Here is a 13,755-nt window from a genome sequence, read left to right on the forward strand (position 1 = left end):
GGACCGATCGACGGACCGGCTGTCCGCCATGCGGTCAGCCGGTCCGCGCGCCGGACGGACAGGCGTAGGCTCGATTGACACGATGGCCCGCAATCTCTCCCAGCCCCGCGGGCCGCGAGCAGGTTTGCGAAGGAGCCGGGCGAATGCCGCAGCTGAGGTCGAACACGGTCACCCAGGGTCGCAACATGGCGGGCGCGCGCGCCCTTCTGCGCGCCGCCGGCGTAGCCCGCGAGGACTTCGGCAAGCCGATCATCGCGGTGGCCAACTCCTTTACCGAGTTCGTGCCGGGCCACACCCACCTGCAGCCGGTCGGCCGGATCGTCTCCGAGGCGATCAAGCGGGCGGGCGGCATCCCCCGCGAGTTCAACACCATCGCGGTGGACGACGGCATCGCCATGGGCCACGACGGCATGCTCTACTCGCTGCCCTCGCGCGACCTGATCGCCGACAGCGTCGAGTACATGGTCAACGCGCACTGCGCCGACGCGCTGATCTGCATCTCCAACTGCGACAAGATCACCCCGGGCATGCTGATGGCCGCGCTGCGGCTGAACATCCCGACCGTCTTCGTCTCCGGCGGCCCGATGGAGGCCGGCAAGGCGGTGCTGGTCGACGGCACCGTGCGCAAGCTGGACCTGGTCGACGCGATCTCCCAGGCGGTCAACGAGAACGTCTCCGACGAGGACATCGCGATCATCGAGGAGAACGCCTGTCCGACCTGCGGCTCGTGCTCCGGCATGTTCACCGCCAACTCGATGAACTGCCTGACCGAGGCGATCGGCCTGTCGCTGCCCGGCAACGGCTCGGTGCTGGCCACCCACACCGCCCGCAGGGCGCTGTACGAGAAGGCCGGCGAGACCGTCGTCGAGATCACCAGGCGCCACTACCACGAGGACGACGCCTCGGTGCTGCCGCGCGCGGTGGCCGGCCGGGCCGCGTTCGAGAACGCCATGGCGCTGGACATCGCCATGGGCGGCTCCACCAACACCATCCTCCACCTGCTCGCCGCCGCCCAGGAGGCCGGGCTGGACTTCGACATGCGCGACATCGACGCCATCTCGCGCAAGGTGCCGTGCCTGTCCAAGGTCGCGCCCAACGGCTCGTACTACATGGAGGACGTGCACCGGGCCGGCGGCATCCCGGCCATCCTCGGCGAGCTCTACCGGGGCGGGCTGCTCAACGAGGACGTGCACACCGTGCACTCCGCCTCGATGGCCGAGTGGCTGAAGACCTGGGACGTGCGCGGCGGTTCGCCGTCCGCCGAGGCCGTCGAGCTGTGGCACGCCGCCCCCGGCTGCGTCCGCTCCGCCGAGGCGTTCAGCCAGTCCGAGCGCTGGGACACCCTGGACACCGACGCCGCCAAGGGCTGCATCCGCAGCGTCGAGCACGCGTACTCGGTCGAGGGCGGCCTGGCCGTGCTCTACGGCAACATCGCCGAGGACGGCTGCGTGGTGAAGACCGCCGGCGTGGACGAGTCGATCTGGCGCTTCCAGGGCAAGGCCGTGGTCTGCGAGTCGCAGGACGAGGCGGTCGAGAAGATCCTCGCCAAGCAGGTCACCGAGGGCGACGTGGTGGTCATCCGCTACGAGGGCCCCAAGGGCGGGCCGGGCATGCAGGAGATGCTCTACCCGACCTCCTTCCTCAAGGGCCGCGGCCTGGGCAAGGCCTGCGCGCTGATCACCGACGGCCGGTTCTCCGGCGGCACCTCCGGCCTGTCCATCGGGCACGTCTCGCCCGAGGCGGCCTCCGGCGGCGCCATCGCCCTGGTCGAGGACGGCGACCCGATCACCATCGACATCCCGGCCCGCACCATCAACCTGGACGTCTCCTTCGAGGAGCTGCACGAGCGCCGACTCAAGCTGGAGTCCGAGCAGGGCTACCGTCCGAAGACCCGGCAGCGCCAGGTCAGCGCCGCACTGAGGGCCTACGCGGCGATGGCCACCTCGGCCGACAAGGGCGCCGTCCGCGACGTCTCCAAGCTGGGCTGAGGACGCGCCGCACGGGGGCTCTGCCCGCTCCGCCGGTGATAATCGGATCCGTGAGCGAGCAGAGCACCCCCCGCGGCACCGGTGACGGCGCACCCGAGCCGGAGCCGATCCGCTGGTTCGGCACCACCTGGGCCGACCGGAAGGCCGACTACTGGGTACGCCGGCTCGCCGTCTCGCTCGGCGCCCTGGTCGCCGTCGTGGCCGGCGCCCTGCTGCTGCGCTTCGCCGTCTCCGGCGTGCAGCTCTCCGACGCCGGGGCGCTGGTCGACGCCCTGCTGATCGGTGCCGTCGCGCTCTGCTCGGCAATGGCCGCGATCCGCAGCTGGAAGATCTTCACCGAGGGCCGCCGGTCGCTCACCGGCTGGATGGCCGAGGACAAGTCGCTCGGCGCGGTCTGGCTGATCGGCTTCGTCGGCGCGCTCGCCGCCTACTTCTTCCGCAGCCTGGTCGAGGCGCCCGGCGAGGGCGTCGCCCGGGCCACCTACGACCAGGCCGTCGCCGCGCACCGGCGCCGCCGGACCGCCCGGGGCGGCAACGACAACGGCAGCGGCCGCCCCGGCCGCAAGAAGCGCCGGGGCTGACCGCTGCCGTCCCGCGGGCGGGTCAGGTGCGGCTGACCGAGCCGCAGTCGCCGTCGTCCTGCGGCAGGTCCTTGCTGTGGTCGTACGGGTCGGTGGTCGGCCCGCTCGGCTCCGGGGCACCCGGCAGCGCGAACTGCCGGAACTGCGGGTGGTAGTAGCCGTCGTAGACGTCACACGCGCTGTTGCCGATGGTGCTCCGGCCGTCGCTGATGAAGATCTTCTTCGGGTCGACCCGGTAGCGCGCCGGGTCGTAGAAGCGGAAGGTCTCCACCCGGCGGACGATCGTCCGGGTGGTCGCCGTCGAACCCGCCACGTCGGCCACCGGCTGCACCCAGCCCACCGGCTTGGTGTCCCCACCGGAGCCGCCCGAGCCGCCGGAGCCGGAGGCGCCGGGTGCGGGGGAGTGCGAGGGGTGCGGCGAGACGGCCCGCTTGGCCGCCTCCGGGCCCGGGCGCACCGGGTACACGTAGGTGTAGTCGGTGTGCACCAGCACGCCCTTGTCGCCGTCGCCCTCCAGGGTCATGAAGCCCTGCACCCGTACCGCGTCACCGACCTGGATCGCCTCCCGCGGGTCGAAGCGGGAGAACCAGGTGGTCGGGTCGTGCTCCTCGGAGGGCTGGCCGAGTGCCGCCGTGGCGCGGTCCTGCTGCTGGCGCTCCATCAGGCCCAGCGCCGCGTCCGGACGGCCGCCGGCGATCACCGCCGGGTCCAGGTTGGTCGCCGTCAGGTAGTCCTTCACCAGCTGCAGCTGGGCCGCCACCTGGTCCGCCGAGAACACGCCGATCGCCTGCGCCCCGGGCAGCGCGAACCCCGCCGCGCCGACCGGCCACCCCTCGGCCGGGGAGCCCGCCCACGGGTGGTCGACCGTCGGCTCGTCCGCGGCCGCCGCGGTGGGGGCGCCGCTCGGCCGGGCCGTCTCCGGCGCCACCGTCGGCACCGGCGCCTGCGCCGCGGCGGCGGACCCGCTCGCCGCGGTCCGCGTGTGGTACCAGTCCCGCAGCCGGTCCACGTTGAGCGCCGCCAGCGTCACCGCCACCGCCAGCACGACGAACAGCGGCGCCTGCCAGCCGCGGGCGCCCCGGCGCCGGCGCACCGGGTTGCCCCAGGCGTCCAGCCGCCGGGCCCGGCGGCCGAAGCGGCTGCGACGGATCTCCGTCACCGGCCGCCACGGCTCCGGCTCCTGAGGGGGGTTCTTCTTCCACTTCTCGGTCAGCATCCGGGCCCGCCCGGACGCCTCCTTCACGGACGCGCTCCGGACGAACTCGTCGTCCAGCACCAGCCCCTCGAAGGGGTCGTCGGCGGACGGGCGCGGCTCGGGGTCCTCTGCTATTGGCACGGGCCCGAAGTATGCCGGTGAGGTGCGACAACCCTTTACCCGGGTGGGTGACTTCGGGCCCGGCGACGCCCCGGGTGCACCGCTTTGCGACGATCTGTCACGGCCTCGTCCGGGCCGCCTTCACCGAACCCACCACGCCCGCGACCACCAGCAGCAGCCCGGCCGGCAGCAGCGAGGTGAACACCGCGCCGAACAGGCCCCAGCTGCCGAGCAGCCACAGCGCCGCCGTGTTCAGCACCAGCAGCGCCCCCGCCGCCGGCAGCGCCGACTGCCAGGGATGCTCGTCCACCCAGCGCCGCAGCCTGCGGTCGCCGGTGTCCCGGCGCAGCCGTCCGCCGACCGTGCCGACCAGGAAGAAGAAGAACAGGCCGAGGCTCGCCGGCCCGGCCAGGATGTCCCACGACCAGTGGCCGGTGATCACATCCACCACGAGTGCGGCGCCGCCCACGCCCACACCCACCGCCGTGGCCGTCCGCCACGGACCCAGCGTCGCCGACGCAACGGCGGCCTGACGACTCTCACGTCGCGACATTTCACCGTGTCCCATGCCTCCACGGTGCGCCTCCCCGACCCCGTTGGCCATAGGTGAACCCCCTGACTTTCCCCCTACGGGCCCGCCGCCCGTACCCGGCGGAACGCGGCCCGACCGCCTGGTGGACGGTTCGGCCGCAGGGGCCGCCACCGGTGCGAGGATGGCCGGAGGACCGCACGAAGGAGAGCAGCTCATGGGTGGCAGCGCGACCGGACAGAAGATCGCCTTCCTCGGCACGGGCAAGATCGGCGAGGCACTGCTCTCCGGACTGCTGCGGGCCGGCAAGGCGCCCGGCGACGTGATGGTGACCGCCCGCCGCACCGAGCGCGCCGAGGAGCTCACCGCCCGGTACGGGGTCACCGCGGTCTCCAACGCGGACGCCGCCAAGCTCGCCGACACCCTGATCCTCGCGGTCAAGCCGCAGGACATGGGGGCCCTGCTGGAGGAGCTGGCCCCGCAGATCGCGGCGGACAAGCTGGTCATCTCCGCGGCGGCCGGCATCCCCACCGCCTGGTTCGAGACCCGGCTCGCGGCCGGCACCCCCGTGGTGCGGGTGATGCCCAACACCCCGGTGCTGGTGGACGAGGGCATGAGCGTGATCTCCGGCGGCTCCCACGCCACCGAGGCCCACCTGGTCCGCACCGAGGAGATCTTCCGCTCGGTCGGCAAGGCCCTGCGCGTCCCCGAGAGCCAGCAGGACGCCGCCACCGCGCTGTCCGGCTCCGGGCCGGCGTACTTCTACTTCCTGGTCGAGGCCATGATCGACGCCGGCATCCTGCTCGGCCTGCCCCGGCAGGTGGCGCACGAGCTGATCGTGCAGTCCGCCATCGGCGCCTCGATCATGCTGCGCGACTCCGGCGAGCACCCGGTCAAGCTCCGCGAGGCCGTCACCTCGCCCGCCGGCACCACCATCGCGGCCATCCGCGAGCTGGAGAACCACGGCGTGCGGGCCGCCCTGCTCGGCGCCCTGGAGGCGGCCCGGGACCGCTCCCGCGAGCTCGCCACCGGCGGCAAGTAGGCCCGGCGGCGGGAGGCGGCCGGGCCACCCGTAGGCTCGGCCGGGTGCGCTACGACCTGGTGATCTTCGACAACGACGGCGTGCTCGTGGACAGCGAGCCGATCTCCAACCGGGTGCTGGCCGAGTACCTCACCGAACTCGGCCACCCGACCACGATCGAGGACTCGTACCGCGACTTCATGGGCTGCGCCGCGCACACCGTCCACGACGTGATCGGCGAGCGGTACGGCGCCACCCTGCCCGACGGCTTCGACGAACTCTTCCACGCCCGGGTGTTCGCCGCCTTCGAGGCCGAGCTGACCCCCGTCCGGGGCGCCGACGCGCTGCTCGCCGGCCTGCGCGAGCGCGCGGTCGCGTACTGCGTCGCCTCCTCCGCGCACCACACCTGGATCCGCACCGCCCACCGCCTGACCGGCCTGGACCGCCACTTCACCGACGAGCTGGTCTTCAGCGCCCAGGACGTCGGCGTCGGCAAGCCGGCCCCCGACCTCTTCCTGCACGCCGCCGCGGCCATGGGCGTCGCCCCCGAGCGCTGCCTGGTGCTGGAGGACAGCCGCAACGGCGTCCTCGCCGCCCGCGCCGCCGGCATGGACGTCCACGGCTACGCCGCCCTCACCGACCCTGCCAAGCTCACCGCCGCCGGCGCCACCGGCCTGTTCACCGACCTCGCCGCGGTGCCCGCCCTGCTGGCGAACTGATCGCGTCCGACCCCTCCCGCCGCAGCCCGGCACCGCCTACGCTCTGCCCAACATCTTCGTACCGGCGGGTAGCGCCGGGGTGAGCGAGGTCGCGATGCAGGCGGCGATGGACGCGGGGATCACCGGACGGCTCCGGCACGCACGGGCCGCCCTCGTGGTGAGCTTCCTGCTGCAGGGCGCCACCTTCGCGCTGCTGGTGACCTGCATCCCCGAGATCCAGCACCGGTACGGGCTGAGCGACGCCCTGCTGCCGATCTTCCTCGCCGCCGTGCCGATCCTCGCCGGCGTCGGCTCGATCAGCTCCGAGTGGGTGGTCAGACGGACCACCGCCCGTGGCGTCCTGCGGGTCGTCCAGCCCGCCGTCTGCCTCACCCTGGCCCTCGCCGGCCTCGGCGACCGGCTCTGGGAGCTGGCCCTCGCCCTCGGCCTCTTCGGCCTGCTGGTCGGCGCCCTGGACGCCTCCATGAACATGCTCGGCGTCGGCCTCCAGCACCGCTACGGGCGCAGCATCATGCTCGGCTTCCACGCCGCCTTCAGCCTCGGCGCCATCGCCGGCGCCGCCCTCGCCGGCCTCGGCGCCCACTACCACCTCGGCCTGCCCGCCCTGTTCGGCGGCGCCGCCGCCGTCCTGATCCCCGCCGCACTCGTCGCCGGCCGCTGGTTCGCCGGCCGCGCCGAACTCGGCGACGCCGTCCGCGAGGCCGCCGAGGCCGCCGCCCGCTCCATCCCCTGGCGGCCGCTGCTGCCACTGTGCGCGGCGATGGCCTTCGCCTACATCGCCGACGCCTCCGTCTCCAACTACAGCGTCAAGTACCTGACCGACGGCCTCGGCAGCCGCGAGGACCTCGCCAAGCTCTCCTACCTCGGCTACATGGTCGCCATGCTGCTCGGCCGCGCAGTCGGCGACCGGGCGGTGCAGCGGCTCGGTGCGGTACCCGTGGTCCGCGGCGGCGCCGCGCTCGCCGCGGCCGGGTTCGCGGTGGCCGCCGCCGCGCCCGGCGCCTGGGCCGGCATCCTCGGCTTCACCCTGCTCGGCCTCGGCATCTGCGCGATCATCCCGCAGGTCTTCGCCGCCGGCGGCCGCCTCTTCCCGGCCGACTCGGACGCGGCGGTCGCCCGGCTCAACCTCTTCAACTACGCCGGCTTCCTGATCGGCTCACCCCTGGTCGGCGCCATCGCCGACGCCTCCTCGTATCGGTGGGCGCTGCTCGCTCCGATGCTGATGATCCTGGCGATCGTGCCACTGGGTGCACATTTCGGCAGCGGCCAACCACTGAAGGGGCGCGAGGAACTGCGCGCTGCGGAAGGCGCCGGCCTGTAGCCTCCCGCCTCGCGCAGTTCCTCGCACGCCTGGGGATGCCCGTACCCGATACGGTGGGCCCATGCCCGATACCGACTGTGGCCTGCAACTGTTCTGGGACGAGGCCGAGACCGGCTACGACTTCGGGCCCGGACACCCGATGGACCCCACCCGCCTGGCGCTGACCATGCGGCTGATCGAGTCGCTGGGCGTGTCGGCGTCCCCCGGGGTGACGGTCCGTTCGGCGCCGGCGGCCGGCGACTCGACGCTGCGGCTGGTGCACACCGCCGAGTACGTCGAGGCGGTGAAGCGGGTCGCCGCCGACCCCGACCGCCCGGACCCGGCGCACGGCCTCGGCACCGACGACAACTGGGCCTTCCCCGGCCTGCACACCGCGTCCGCGCTGATCGCCGGCCAGTCGGTGGCCGCCGCCGAGGCGGTGTGGCGCGGCGAGGCCCGGCACGCGGTGAACTTCGCCGGCGGCCTGCACCACGCGATGCCCGGCCAGGCGTCGGGCTTCTGTGTCTACAACGACCCGGCGCTGGCCATCGCCCGGCTGCTGGAGCTGGGCGCGGAGCGGGTCGCGTACGTGGACGTGGACGTGCACCACGGCGACGGCGTCCAGCAGGTGTTCTGGAACGACCCCCGGGTGCTCACCGTCTCGCTGCACGAGAGCCCCGCCACCCTCTTCCCGCAGACCGGCTGGGCCACCGAGACCGGCGGCCCCGACGCTCCGGGCACCGCGGCCAACCTGCCGCTGCCGGCCGGGACCGGCGACGCGGGCTGGCTGCGCGCCTTCCACGCGGTGGTGCCGGAGCTGCTGGCGGCGTTCCGCCCGCAGGTGCTGGTCAGCCAGCACGGCGCGGACACCCACGTCGAGGACCCGCTGGCCCACCTCGCGGTCAGCCTGGACGCCCAGCGGGTGGTCGCCGAGGCGATGCACCGGCTCGCCCACGAGCACTGCGAGGGCCGCTGGGTCGCCACCGGCGGCGGCGGGTACGCGGTGGTGGACGTCGTCCCCCGGGCGTGGACGCACCTGGTGGCGACCGCCGCCGGGCGCCCGGTCGACCCGGAGACCGAGACCCCGGCGGACTGGCGGGCGGAAGTCTTCCGGCGCACCCGGCAGTCGGCCCCGCTGCGGATGACCGACGGCGTCGTCCCGGACTGGAAGGACTTCCACGACGGCGGCTACGACCCCGGCGACCGGCTCGACCAGGCGATCCTGGCCACCCGCCGGGCCGTCCTCCCGCACCACGGGCTGATCCCGTGACCCGGGTCGCGGCCGGCCGCGACGCCCTGCGGGCCCACCTGCTGCGCACCCGGCTGGCCGGCCCGGCCGTGCCCACCCCGCGGCAGAACAACCTCCGCCACTACCGGCTCTTCGCCCAGCGCGACCCCAAGGCGCTGATGGGCCTCGACCCGGAACGGGCCTGGGACGAGGACGCGGTGCTGGCGCTGATGGCGGAGCGGGTCGGCGTCGACCCCGACCCCCGGTACACCGAGGGGCCGGACACCATCGACCCCGAGCTCACCCTGGCCGGCCTCGACCGGCTGGCCGCCCTGCTCCGCCGCACCGCCGACGCCCGCGGCAGCGTGCTGGTCGGCACCGGCCACCCGCTCAAGCTGGCCGGCTTCCACGGGGCGCTCGCGCGGGCGCTCGAAGCGGCGGGCTGCACCGTGCGCACCCCCGCGCGCGGCCTGCGCTTCCGTGAGCCGACTCCGGACGGCGACCGCACCCGGGTGCTCGACCAGGTCGGCGCGGTCACCGCGGTCAGGTCCCTTGACGGCGCCGACGCGCGCGGCAGAATCGGCTCCGGCGAACTGCTGCACACCCACTCCGCGCAGCCCGTCCGGCTCGCCCTGACGGCCCTCGCCGAGGCCGGACACACCCCGCCCGACCTGCTGCTGGGCGACCACGGCTGGCTCTGCGGCGCAGGCCGGCTGGGCATCCCCGCGGGTGGCCTGGCGGACTGCAACGACGTGGCCCCGTTCGTCGGCGAGGCCGAGGGCGCGGTGGCGGTGGTGGTCCCGGTGGACGACGGGTCTGCGCCCGCCTCCTACAGACCGCTGAGCGACTACGTACTGCAACAGGCGGATCTCGCACCGTACAAAGCCTGAGCTTCCCCCTCTTCCCACTGGTACCACCCATAACTACTCTGGGGATACACGTGTGCCGGTGGAGTCACCGGAGGGGAAGCCGGTGCCTTGCACACGGGTAAGGGTCGGGTGAGGTCATGAGTTCCGGCGAACGCCCTCTGCAGGATGTCGTCTTCCTGACCGTGGCCGAAGTGGCCGCGGTCATGCGGGTGTCGAAGATGACGGTGTACCGCCTGGTGCACAGCGGTGAGCTTCCGGCCATCCGGGTCGGCCGCTCGTTCCGCGTTCCCGAGCAGAAGGTCCACGAGTACCTGGAGGAGTCCTACGTGCGGCTGCAGAGCGCGTAGGCCGGACACGTAACCAGGGGCACCGATTACGGCAAACGCGGCATGGAGGGTAGGCTAAGGCCTCCGTCAGTCGTATGGACTCCCGTCTCTCACGGGCGCGGGTCCGAGTGAGCGAGGAATGTTCCGTGGGCTCTGTCATCAAGAAGCGTCGCAAGCGTATGGCCAAGAAGAAGCACCGCAAGCTTCTCAAGCGCACTCGCGTGCAGCGTCGCAACAAGAAGTAACGCACCCACGGCGCCTCGCGTGCCAGGTGTCCGCCACTGCCCGTTCCGGAGTCCCGGGGCGGGCAGTGGTCGTTTTCCGGCGGCGGATTCCCGCCACCCGTTGCCAGGCACCCGTTTTCCGGCACCCGTTTTCCGGCGTCCGTTTCCCGGACCGGACGTGGCTTTTACCCGCCCGAAAGGCGGGCACGGTACGGTGCAGGTCAGGGCGGAACCGAGGAGGACGCGGACTCGTGGGCAAGGTCGTGCTCGTCACCGGCGTGGCACGCCACCTGGGTGCCCGCTTCGCCGCCGAGATCGCCGGGCAGCCCGGCGTCGACCGGGTGGTCGCCGTCGACGTCCAGCCCCCCGCGGCCGAGCTGCCGCCGGGCGTCCACTTCGGCCTGGTCGACCTGCGCCGCCCCGCCATCGCCCGGGTGATCGCCGAGCACGACATCGACACCGTGGTCCACCTCAACGTGAGCGCCACCGGCCACGGCGGCCGCGCCGCGGTCAAGGAGACCAACGTCATCGGCACCATGCAGCTCCTCGGCGCCTGCCAGAAGGCCCCCGGACTGCGCCGCCTGGTGGTGAAGTCCACCACCGCCGTGTACGGCTCCGCCCCGCGCGACCCCGCCGTGTTCGGCGAGCGGATGCAGCCCAAGGACCTCCCGGCCGGCGGATTCGCCAAGGACGCCGCCGAGGTCGAGGGCTACGTCCGCGGCTTCGCCCGCCGCCGCCCCGACGTCGCGGTGAGCGTGCTGCGCTTCGCCAACATCGTCGGCCCGACCGGCGACACCCCGCTCAGCGCCTACTTCGCGCTGCCGCTGCTGCCCACCGTGCTCGGCTACGACCCCCGGCTGCAGTTCGTCCACGAGGACGACGCCGTCGAGGTGCTCCGCCTGGCCGCCCTCGACCCGCGCCCCGGCACCACCAACATCGGCACCTTCAACGTCGCCGGTGACGGCGTCCTGCTGCTCTCCCAGTGCGCCCGGCGGCTCGGCCGGCCCACCGTCCCGCTGCTGCGACCCGCGCTCGGCCTGGTCGCCGGCCTGGTCCGGCAGACCCGGCTGGCCGACATGTCGCAGGAGCAGATCCAGCTGCTCACCCACGGCCGGGTGGTCGCCACCGGGCAGCTGCGCGAGACCTTCGGGTACACCCCGAGGTACACCACCCCCGAGGCCTTCGCCGACTTCGCCGCCGCCCAGCCGGCCGGCCTGCTGCCGCCCGAACGGCTCACCGCCGTCACCGACCGGCTGGCCGCCCTGCTCGGCGAGCCCCGCCCCACCCACACCGAGGAGCCCGGACCGCGATGACAGCCGCCAGCAAGCAGGCCGCCGGCGCGGCCAAGGTCATCCCGATCGAGTCCGCGCCGAGCTGGCACGGGCCCACCCCCGGCCTCGCCGACCGGATCGCCGACGCGGTCGGCGGCGCGCTGGCCGGACAGCTCGGCGCCACCGCGACCCGGGTGTTCGGCAAGGGCTGGGAGGCGAAGGCCGCCAACGGCCTGGGCTTCCTGCGGCGGCGGATCACCGGCGACTACGAGGTGGACGACTTCGGCTTCGACGAGGAGCTGACCGAGGAGGTCTTCCTCTCGCTGCTGCGCCCGATGGCCGAGAAGTACTTCCGGATCGACGTCCGCGGCATCGAGAACATCCCGGCCGAGGGCGGCGTGCTGATCGTCGCCAACCACTCCGGGACGGTGCCGCTGGACGCCCTGATGACCCAGGTCGCCATCCACGACCACCACCCGCACCGGCGCCACCTGCGGATGCTCGCCGCCGACCTGGTGTTCGTCCTGCCGGTGGTGGGCGAAGTGGCCCGCAAGGCCGGGCACACCCTGGCCTGCAACGAGGACGCCCAGGCGCTGCTGGAGCGCGGCGAGGTGGTCGGGGTCTGGCCGGAGGGCTTCAAGGGCATCGGCAAGCCCTTCGCCGAGCGCTACAAGCTGCAGCGCTTCGGCCGCGGCGGCTTCGTCGCCTCCGCCCTGCGGGCCGGGGTGCCGATCGTGCCCTGCTCGATCGTCGGGGCCGAGGAGACCTACCCGATGATCGGCAACTTCAAGACGCTGGCCCGGCTGCTCGGGCTGCCGTACGTGCCGATCACGCCGACCTTCCCGTGGCTGGGCCCGCTCGGAGCGGTGCCGCTGCCGACCAAGTGGACGATCCAGTTCGGCGAGCCGATCCCGACCGACAGCTACGCGCCGGAGGCGGCGGACGACCCGATGCTGGTGTTCAACCTGACCGACCAGGTCCGGGAGACCATCCAGCACACCCTGTACAAGCTGCTGGTGCAGCGGCGCTCGGTCTTCTTCTGAGTCGAGCTTCGAGAACCGGAGCCGGGACGGTCGAGGGGCGCGCGGGCCGATCCGCGCGCCCCTCGACCGTGCGTGCCGCTAGCCGAGGGTGAGCCCCGGCAGCAGGCCCGGGATCAGCGGCGGGATGGTCAGCCCCTGGCCGTCCGGGCTCGGCGAACCGGACGGAGCCGGTGTCGCCCCGGTGCTCGGCTGGCCGGCGCTCGGGGTCGGCGTGGCACCGGCCGGGAGGTTGCCGGTGAGCCCGCCCAGCAGGTTGCCGAGGCCCGGCGCGCTGCTCGGGGCGGAGCCGCCGGTGCTGCCCGTCCCGCCCGAGGCGGGGCCGCCGGACGGGCCGCGCTGGCTGCCGCCGGGCGCGGTGCCGCCGCTGCTCGCACCGGGGGACTGCTGGTCGCCGCCCGCCGCCCCGTCGCCGGAGGTGCCGCCGTGTCCGGCGGGCTCCTCCAGGTGGAGGGGCGCGACGTCCTCGCTTATGTCGTCGAAGAGCCGGTCGACCTTGCCGGCCTGCGGGGCGAGCCCGGACGGCAGCCGGCTCTGCATCGCCGTCCACCGCCCGTCCTGCGCCCCGGCGAACCCGGCCAGCTGCTGCATCGGCGCCAGCGAGCCGTTCGAGCGGTAGACCGAGCGCAGCAGGTCGCGGCCGCGCAGCGCCTCGGCGTGCAGGTCGTCCAGCGCGCGGCGGACCTGCTCCACGGTGGCCGGGCTCAGCGAGTCCGGCGACTGGGCGCGACCGAGCAGGGACTGCGCCTCGTCGAGCCGGGTGGAGGCCTGCTGCAGCAGCAGGGCGCCGCGTTCGGCGTCGGTGTCCGCCCAGTCCAGCCGGAGCCCCTCCAGGCCGCGCTTCATGCCGTACAGGGCGTCCCCGGGGAGGGCGCCGGTGGATGCGGCGGCGGCACCGGCGAAGCTGCCGACGGCGAACGCACCGACCAGACCGCCGATCACCAGCCGGCGGCCCCAGCGGGTGCGACGGGCCCCGTGGGCCGCCCGGTGGGTGCGCTGGCGGGGCACCGCGGTCGGGCTGCCACCAGCCCACTGCTGCTCGAACGCGGCCATCAGCTGGGCGCGTTGGACCGCCCGGGTCTCCGCCGCCAGCTCGGGCTCGGGCAGCCCACCGAGCGTGTCGGCCAGAGCCAGCAGCTCGGCCATCGCGGCGGAGCCGCCCCGGTGCGAGCCGGTGCTCCCGTTCTCTGCCTGGTGGGCCTCCAGCGCCTCGGCGAAGGCCTTCGCCCGCCGGTGCTCCAGCACGTTTGCCGTCACGGGCCACACCTCCCTTCGTCGTTTTCGACACCGTGGCCCGCCGGACGGTTGCTCCGGCGAGCCGAAACCACACCATCGGGTGACAGG

General features: G+C 73.8%; 14 protein-coding genes. 11 read left to right on the plus strand and 3 right to left on the minus strand.

The window, feature by feature from the left end; all coding sequences use genetic code 11:
* Positions 1 to 143: 143 nt before the first annotated feature.
* Positions 144 to 1,988, plus strand: coding sequence for a dihydroxy-acid dehydratase (gene ilvD, locus FHR36_RS13790; RefSeq protein ID WP_253796854.1), 1,845 nt, complete (start codon positions 144 to 146; stop codon positions 1,986 to 1,988).
* 50 nt (positions 1,989 to 2,038) lie between these two features.
* Positions 2,039 to 2,569, plus strand: a complete 531-nt coding sequence (locus FHR36_RS13795) for a hypothetical protein (protein WP_253796856.1) — start codon at positions 2,039 to 2,041, stop codon at positions 2,567 to 2,569.
* A 22-nt stretch (positions 2,570 to 2,591) separates the two neighbouring features.
* Here FHR36_RS13795 and FHR36_RS13800 read toward each other — a convergent pair whose 3' ends face one another.
* Together FHR36_RS13800 and FHR36_RS13805 are read right to left on the minus strand one after the other, a co-directional pair.
* Positions 2,592 to 3,905 (minus strand): SCO2583/SCO2584 N-terminal domain-containing protein, encoded by a 1,314-nt coding sequence (locus FHR36_RS13800; protein WP_253796857.1) that lies wholly within the window; start codon positions 3,903 to 3,905, stop codon positions 2,592 to 2,594.
* Positions 3,906 to 4,002: 97 nt separating this feature from the next.
* Positions 4,003 to 4,353 carry a hypothetical protein gene (locus tag FHR36_RS13805; RefSeq protein WP_253796858.1) on the minus strand — a complete coding sequence of 117 codons (351 nt, stop codon included), beginning with the start codon at positions 4,351 to 4,353 and terminating at the stop codon, positions 4,003 to 4,005.
* A gap of 277 nt (positions 4,354 to 4,630) precedes the next feature.
* Between FHR36_RS13805 and proC the strand changes: the two genes are divergently transcribed.
* From proC to FHR36_RS13850, 9 genes are all read left to right on the plus strand, one after another.
* A complete protein-coding gene (gene proC, locus FHR36_RS13810) occupies positions 4,631 to 5,455 on the plus strand; it encodes a pyrroline-5-carboxylate reductase (RefSeq protein ID WP_253796859.1) in 825 nt (274 codons plus the stop codon).
* Between the two features lie 44 nt (positions 5,456 to 5,499).
* Positions 5,500 to 6,153: an HAD family hydrolase gene (locus FHR36_RS13815; protein WP_253796860.1), complete on the plus strand. Its 654-nt coding sequence runs from the start codon at positions 5,500 to 5,502 to the stop codon at positions 6,151 to 6,153.
* 106 nt (positions 6,154 to 6,259) lie between these two features.
* Positions 6,260 to 7,474 (plus strand): MFS transporter, encoded by a 1,215-nt coding sequence (locus tag FHR36_RS13820; protein WP_253799237.1) that lies wholly within the window; start codon positions 6,260 to 6,262, stop codon positions 7,472 to 7,474.
* A 61-nt stretch (positions 7,475 to 7,535) separates the two neighbouring features.
* Positions 7,536 to 8,723 carry an acetoin utilization protein AcuC gene (locus FHR36_RS13825; RefSeq protein WP_253796861.1) on the plus strand — a complete coding sequence of 396 codons (1,188 nt, stop codon included), beginning with the start codon at positions 7,536 to 7,538 and terminating at the stop codon, positions 8,721 to 8,723.
* Positions 8,720 to 9,571, plus strand: coding sequence for a phosphatase (locus FHR36_RS13830; protein ID WP_253796862.1), 852 nt, complete (start codon positions 8,720 to 8,722; stop codon positions 9,569 to 9,571). The genes FHR36_RS13825 and FHR36_RS13830 overlap by 4 nt, the downstream gene beginning before the upstream one ends.
* A 116-nt stretch (positions 9,572 to 9,687) precedes the next feature.
* Entirely contained in the window at positions 9,688 to 9,897 is a 210-nt protein-coding gene (locus tag FHR36_RS13835; protein WP_253796863.1) for a helix-turn-helix domain-containing protein, read from the plus strand.
* A gap of 74 nt (positions 9,898 to 9,971) precedes the next feature.
* Positions 9,972 to 10,121: a 30S ribosomal protein bS22 gene (locus tag FHR36_RS13840; RefSeq protein ID WP_425338519.1), complete on the plus strand. Its 150-nt coding sequence runs from the start codon at positions 9,972 to 9,974 to the stop codon at positions 10,119 to 10,121.
* Positions 10,122 to 10,351: 230 nt separating this feature from the next.
* Positions 10,352 to 11,413, plus strand: coding sequence for an NAD-dependent epimerase/dehydratase family protein (locus FHR36_RS13845; RefSeq protein ID WP_253796864.1), 1,062 nt, complete (start codon positions 10,352 to 10,354; stop codon positions 11,411 to 11,413).
* The gene (locus tag FHR36_RS13850) at positions 11,410 to 12,414 is read left to right on the plus strand and encodes a lysophospholipid acyltransferase family protein (RefSeq protein WP_253796865.1); all 1,005 of its coding nucleotides are present in this window, start codon (positions 11,410 to 11,412) and stop codon (positions 12,412 to 12,414) included. The genes FHR36_RS13845 and FHR36_RS13850 overlap by 4 nt, the downstream gene beginning before the upstream one ends.
* 78 nt (positions 12,415 to 12,492) lie before the next feature.
* On the opposite strand, the gene FHR36_RS13855 is transcribed toward FHR36_RS13850, so the two are convergent.
* Entirely contained in the window at positions 12,493 to 13,668 is a 1,176-nt protein-coding gene (locus FHR36_RS13855) for a DUF5667 domain-containing protein (protein ID WP_253796866.1), read from the minus strand.
* Positions 13,669 to 13,755: the final 87 nt, after the last annotated feature.

The sequence above is a fragment of the Kitasatospora cinereorecta genome (assembly GCF_024172095.1).
GTDB classification, from domain to species: Bacteria; Actinomycetota; Actinomycetes; order Streptomycetales; family Streptomycetaceae; genus Kitasatospora; species Kitasatospora cinereorecta.

What these genes read in the sequence shown, in the direction of transcription:
- ilvD (WP_253796854.1), top strand. Translation starts at nt 144, where the DNA reads ATGCCGCAGCTGAGGTCGAACACGGTCACCCAGGGTCGCAACATGGCG.
- proC (WP_253796859.1), top strand. Translation starts at nt 4,631, where the DNA reads ATGGGTGGCAGCGCGACCGGACAGAAGATCGCCTTCCTCGGCACGGGC.
- FHR36_RS13825 (WP_253796861.1), top strand. Translation starts at nt 7,536, where the DNA reads ATGCCCGATACCGACTGTGGCCTGCAACTGTTCTGGGACGAGGCCGAG.
- FHR36_RS13835 (WP_253796863.1), top strand. Translation starts at nt 9,688, where the DNA reads ATGAGTTCCGGCGAACGCCCTCTGCAGGATGTCGTCTTCCTGACCGTG.
- FHR36_RS13850 (WP_253796865.1), top strand. Translation starts at nt 11,410, where the DNA reads ATGACAGCCGCCAGCAAGCAGGCCGCCGGCGCGGCCAAGGTCATCCCG.
- FHR36_RS13820 (WP_253799237.1), top strand. Translation starts at nt 6,260, where the DNA reads ATGGACGCGGGGATCACCGGACGGCTCCGGCACGCACGGGCCGCCCTC.
- FHR36_RS13840 (WP_425338519.1), top strand. Translation starts at nt 9,972, where the DNA reads ATGGACTCCCGTCTCTCACGGGCGCGGGTCCGAGTGAGCGAGGAATGT.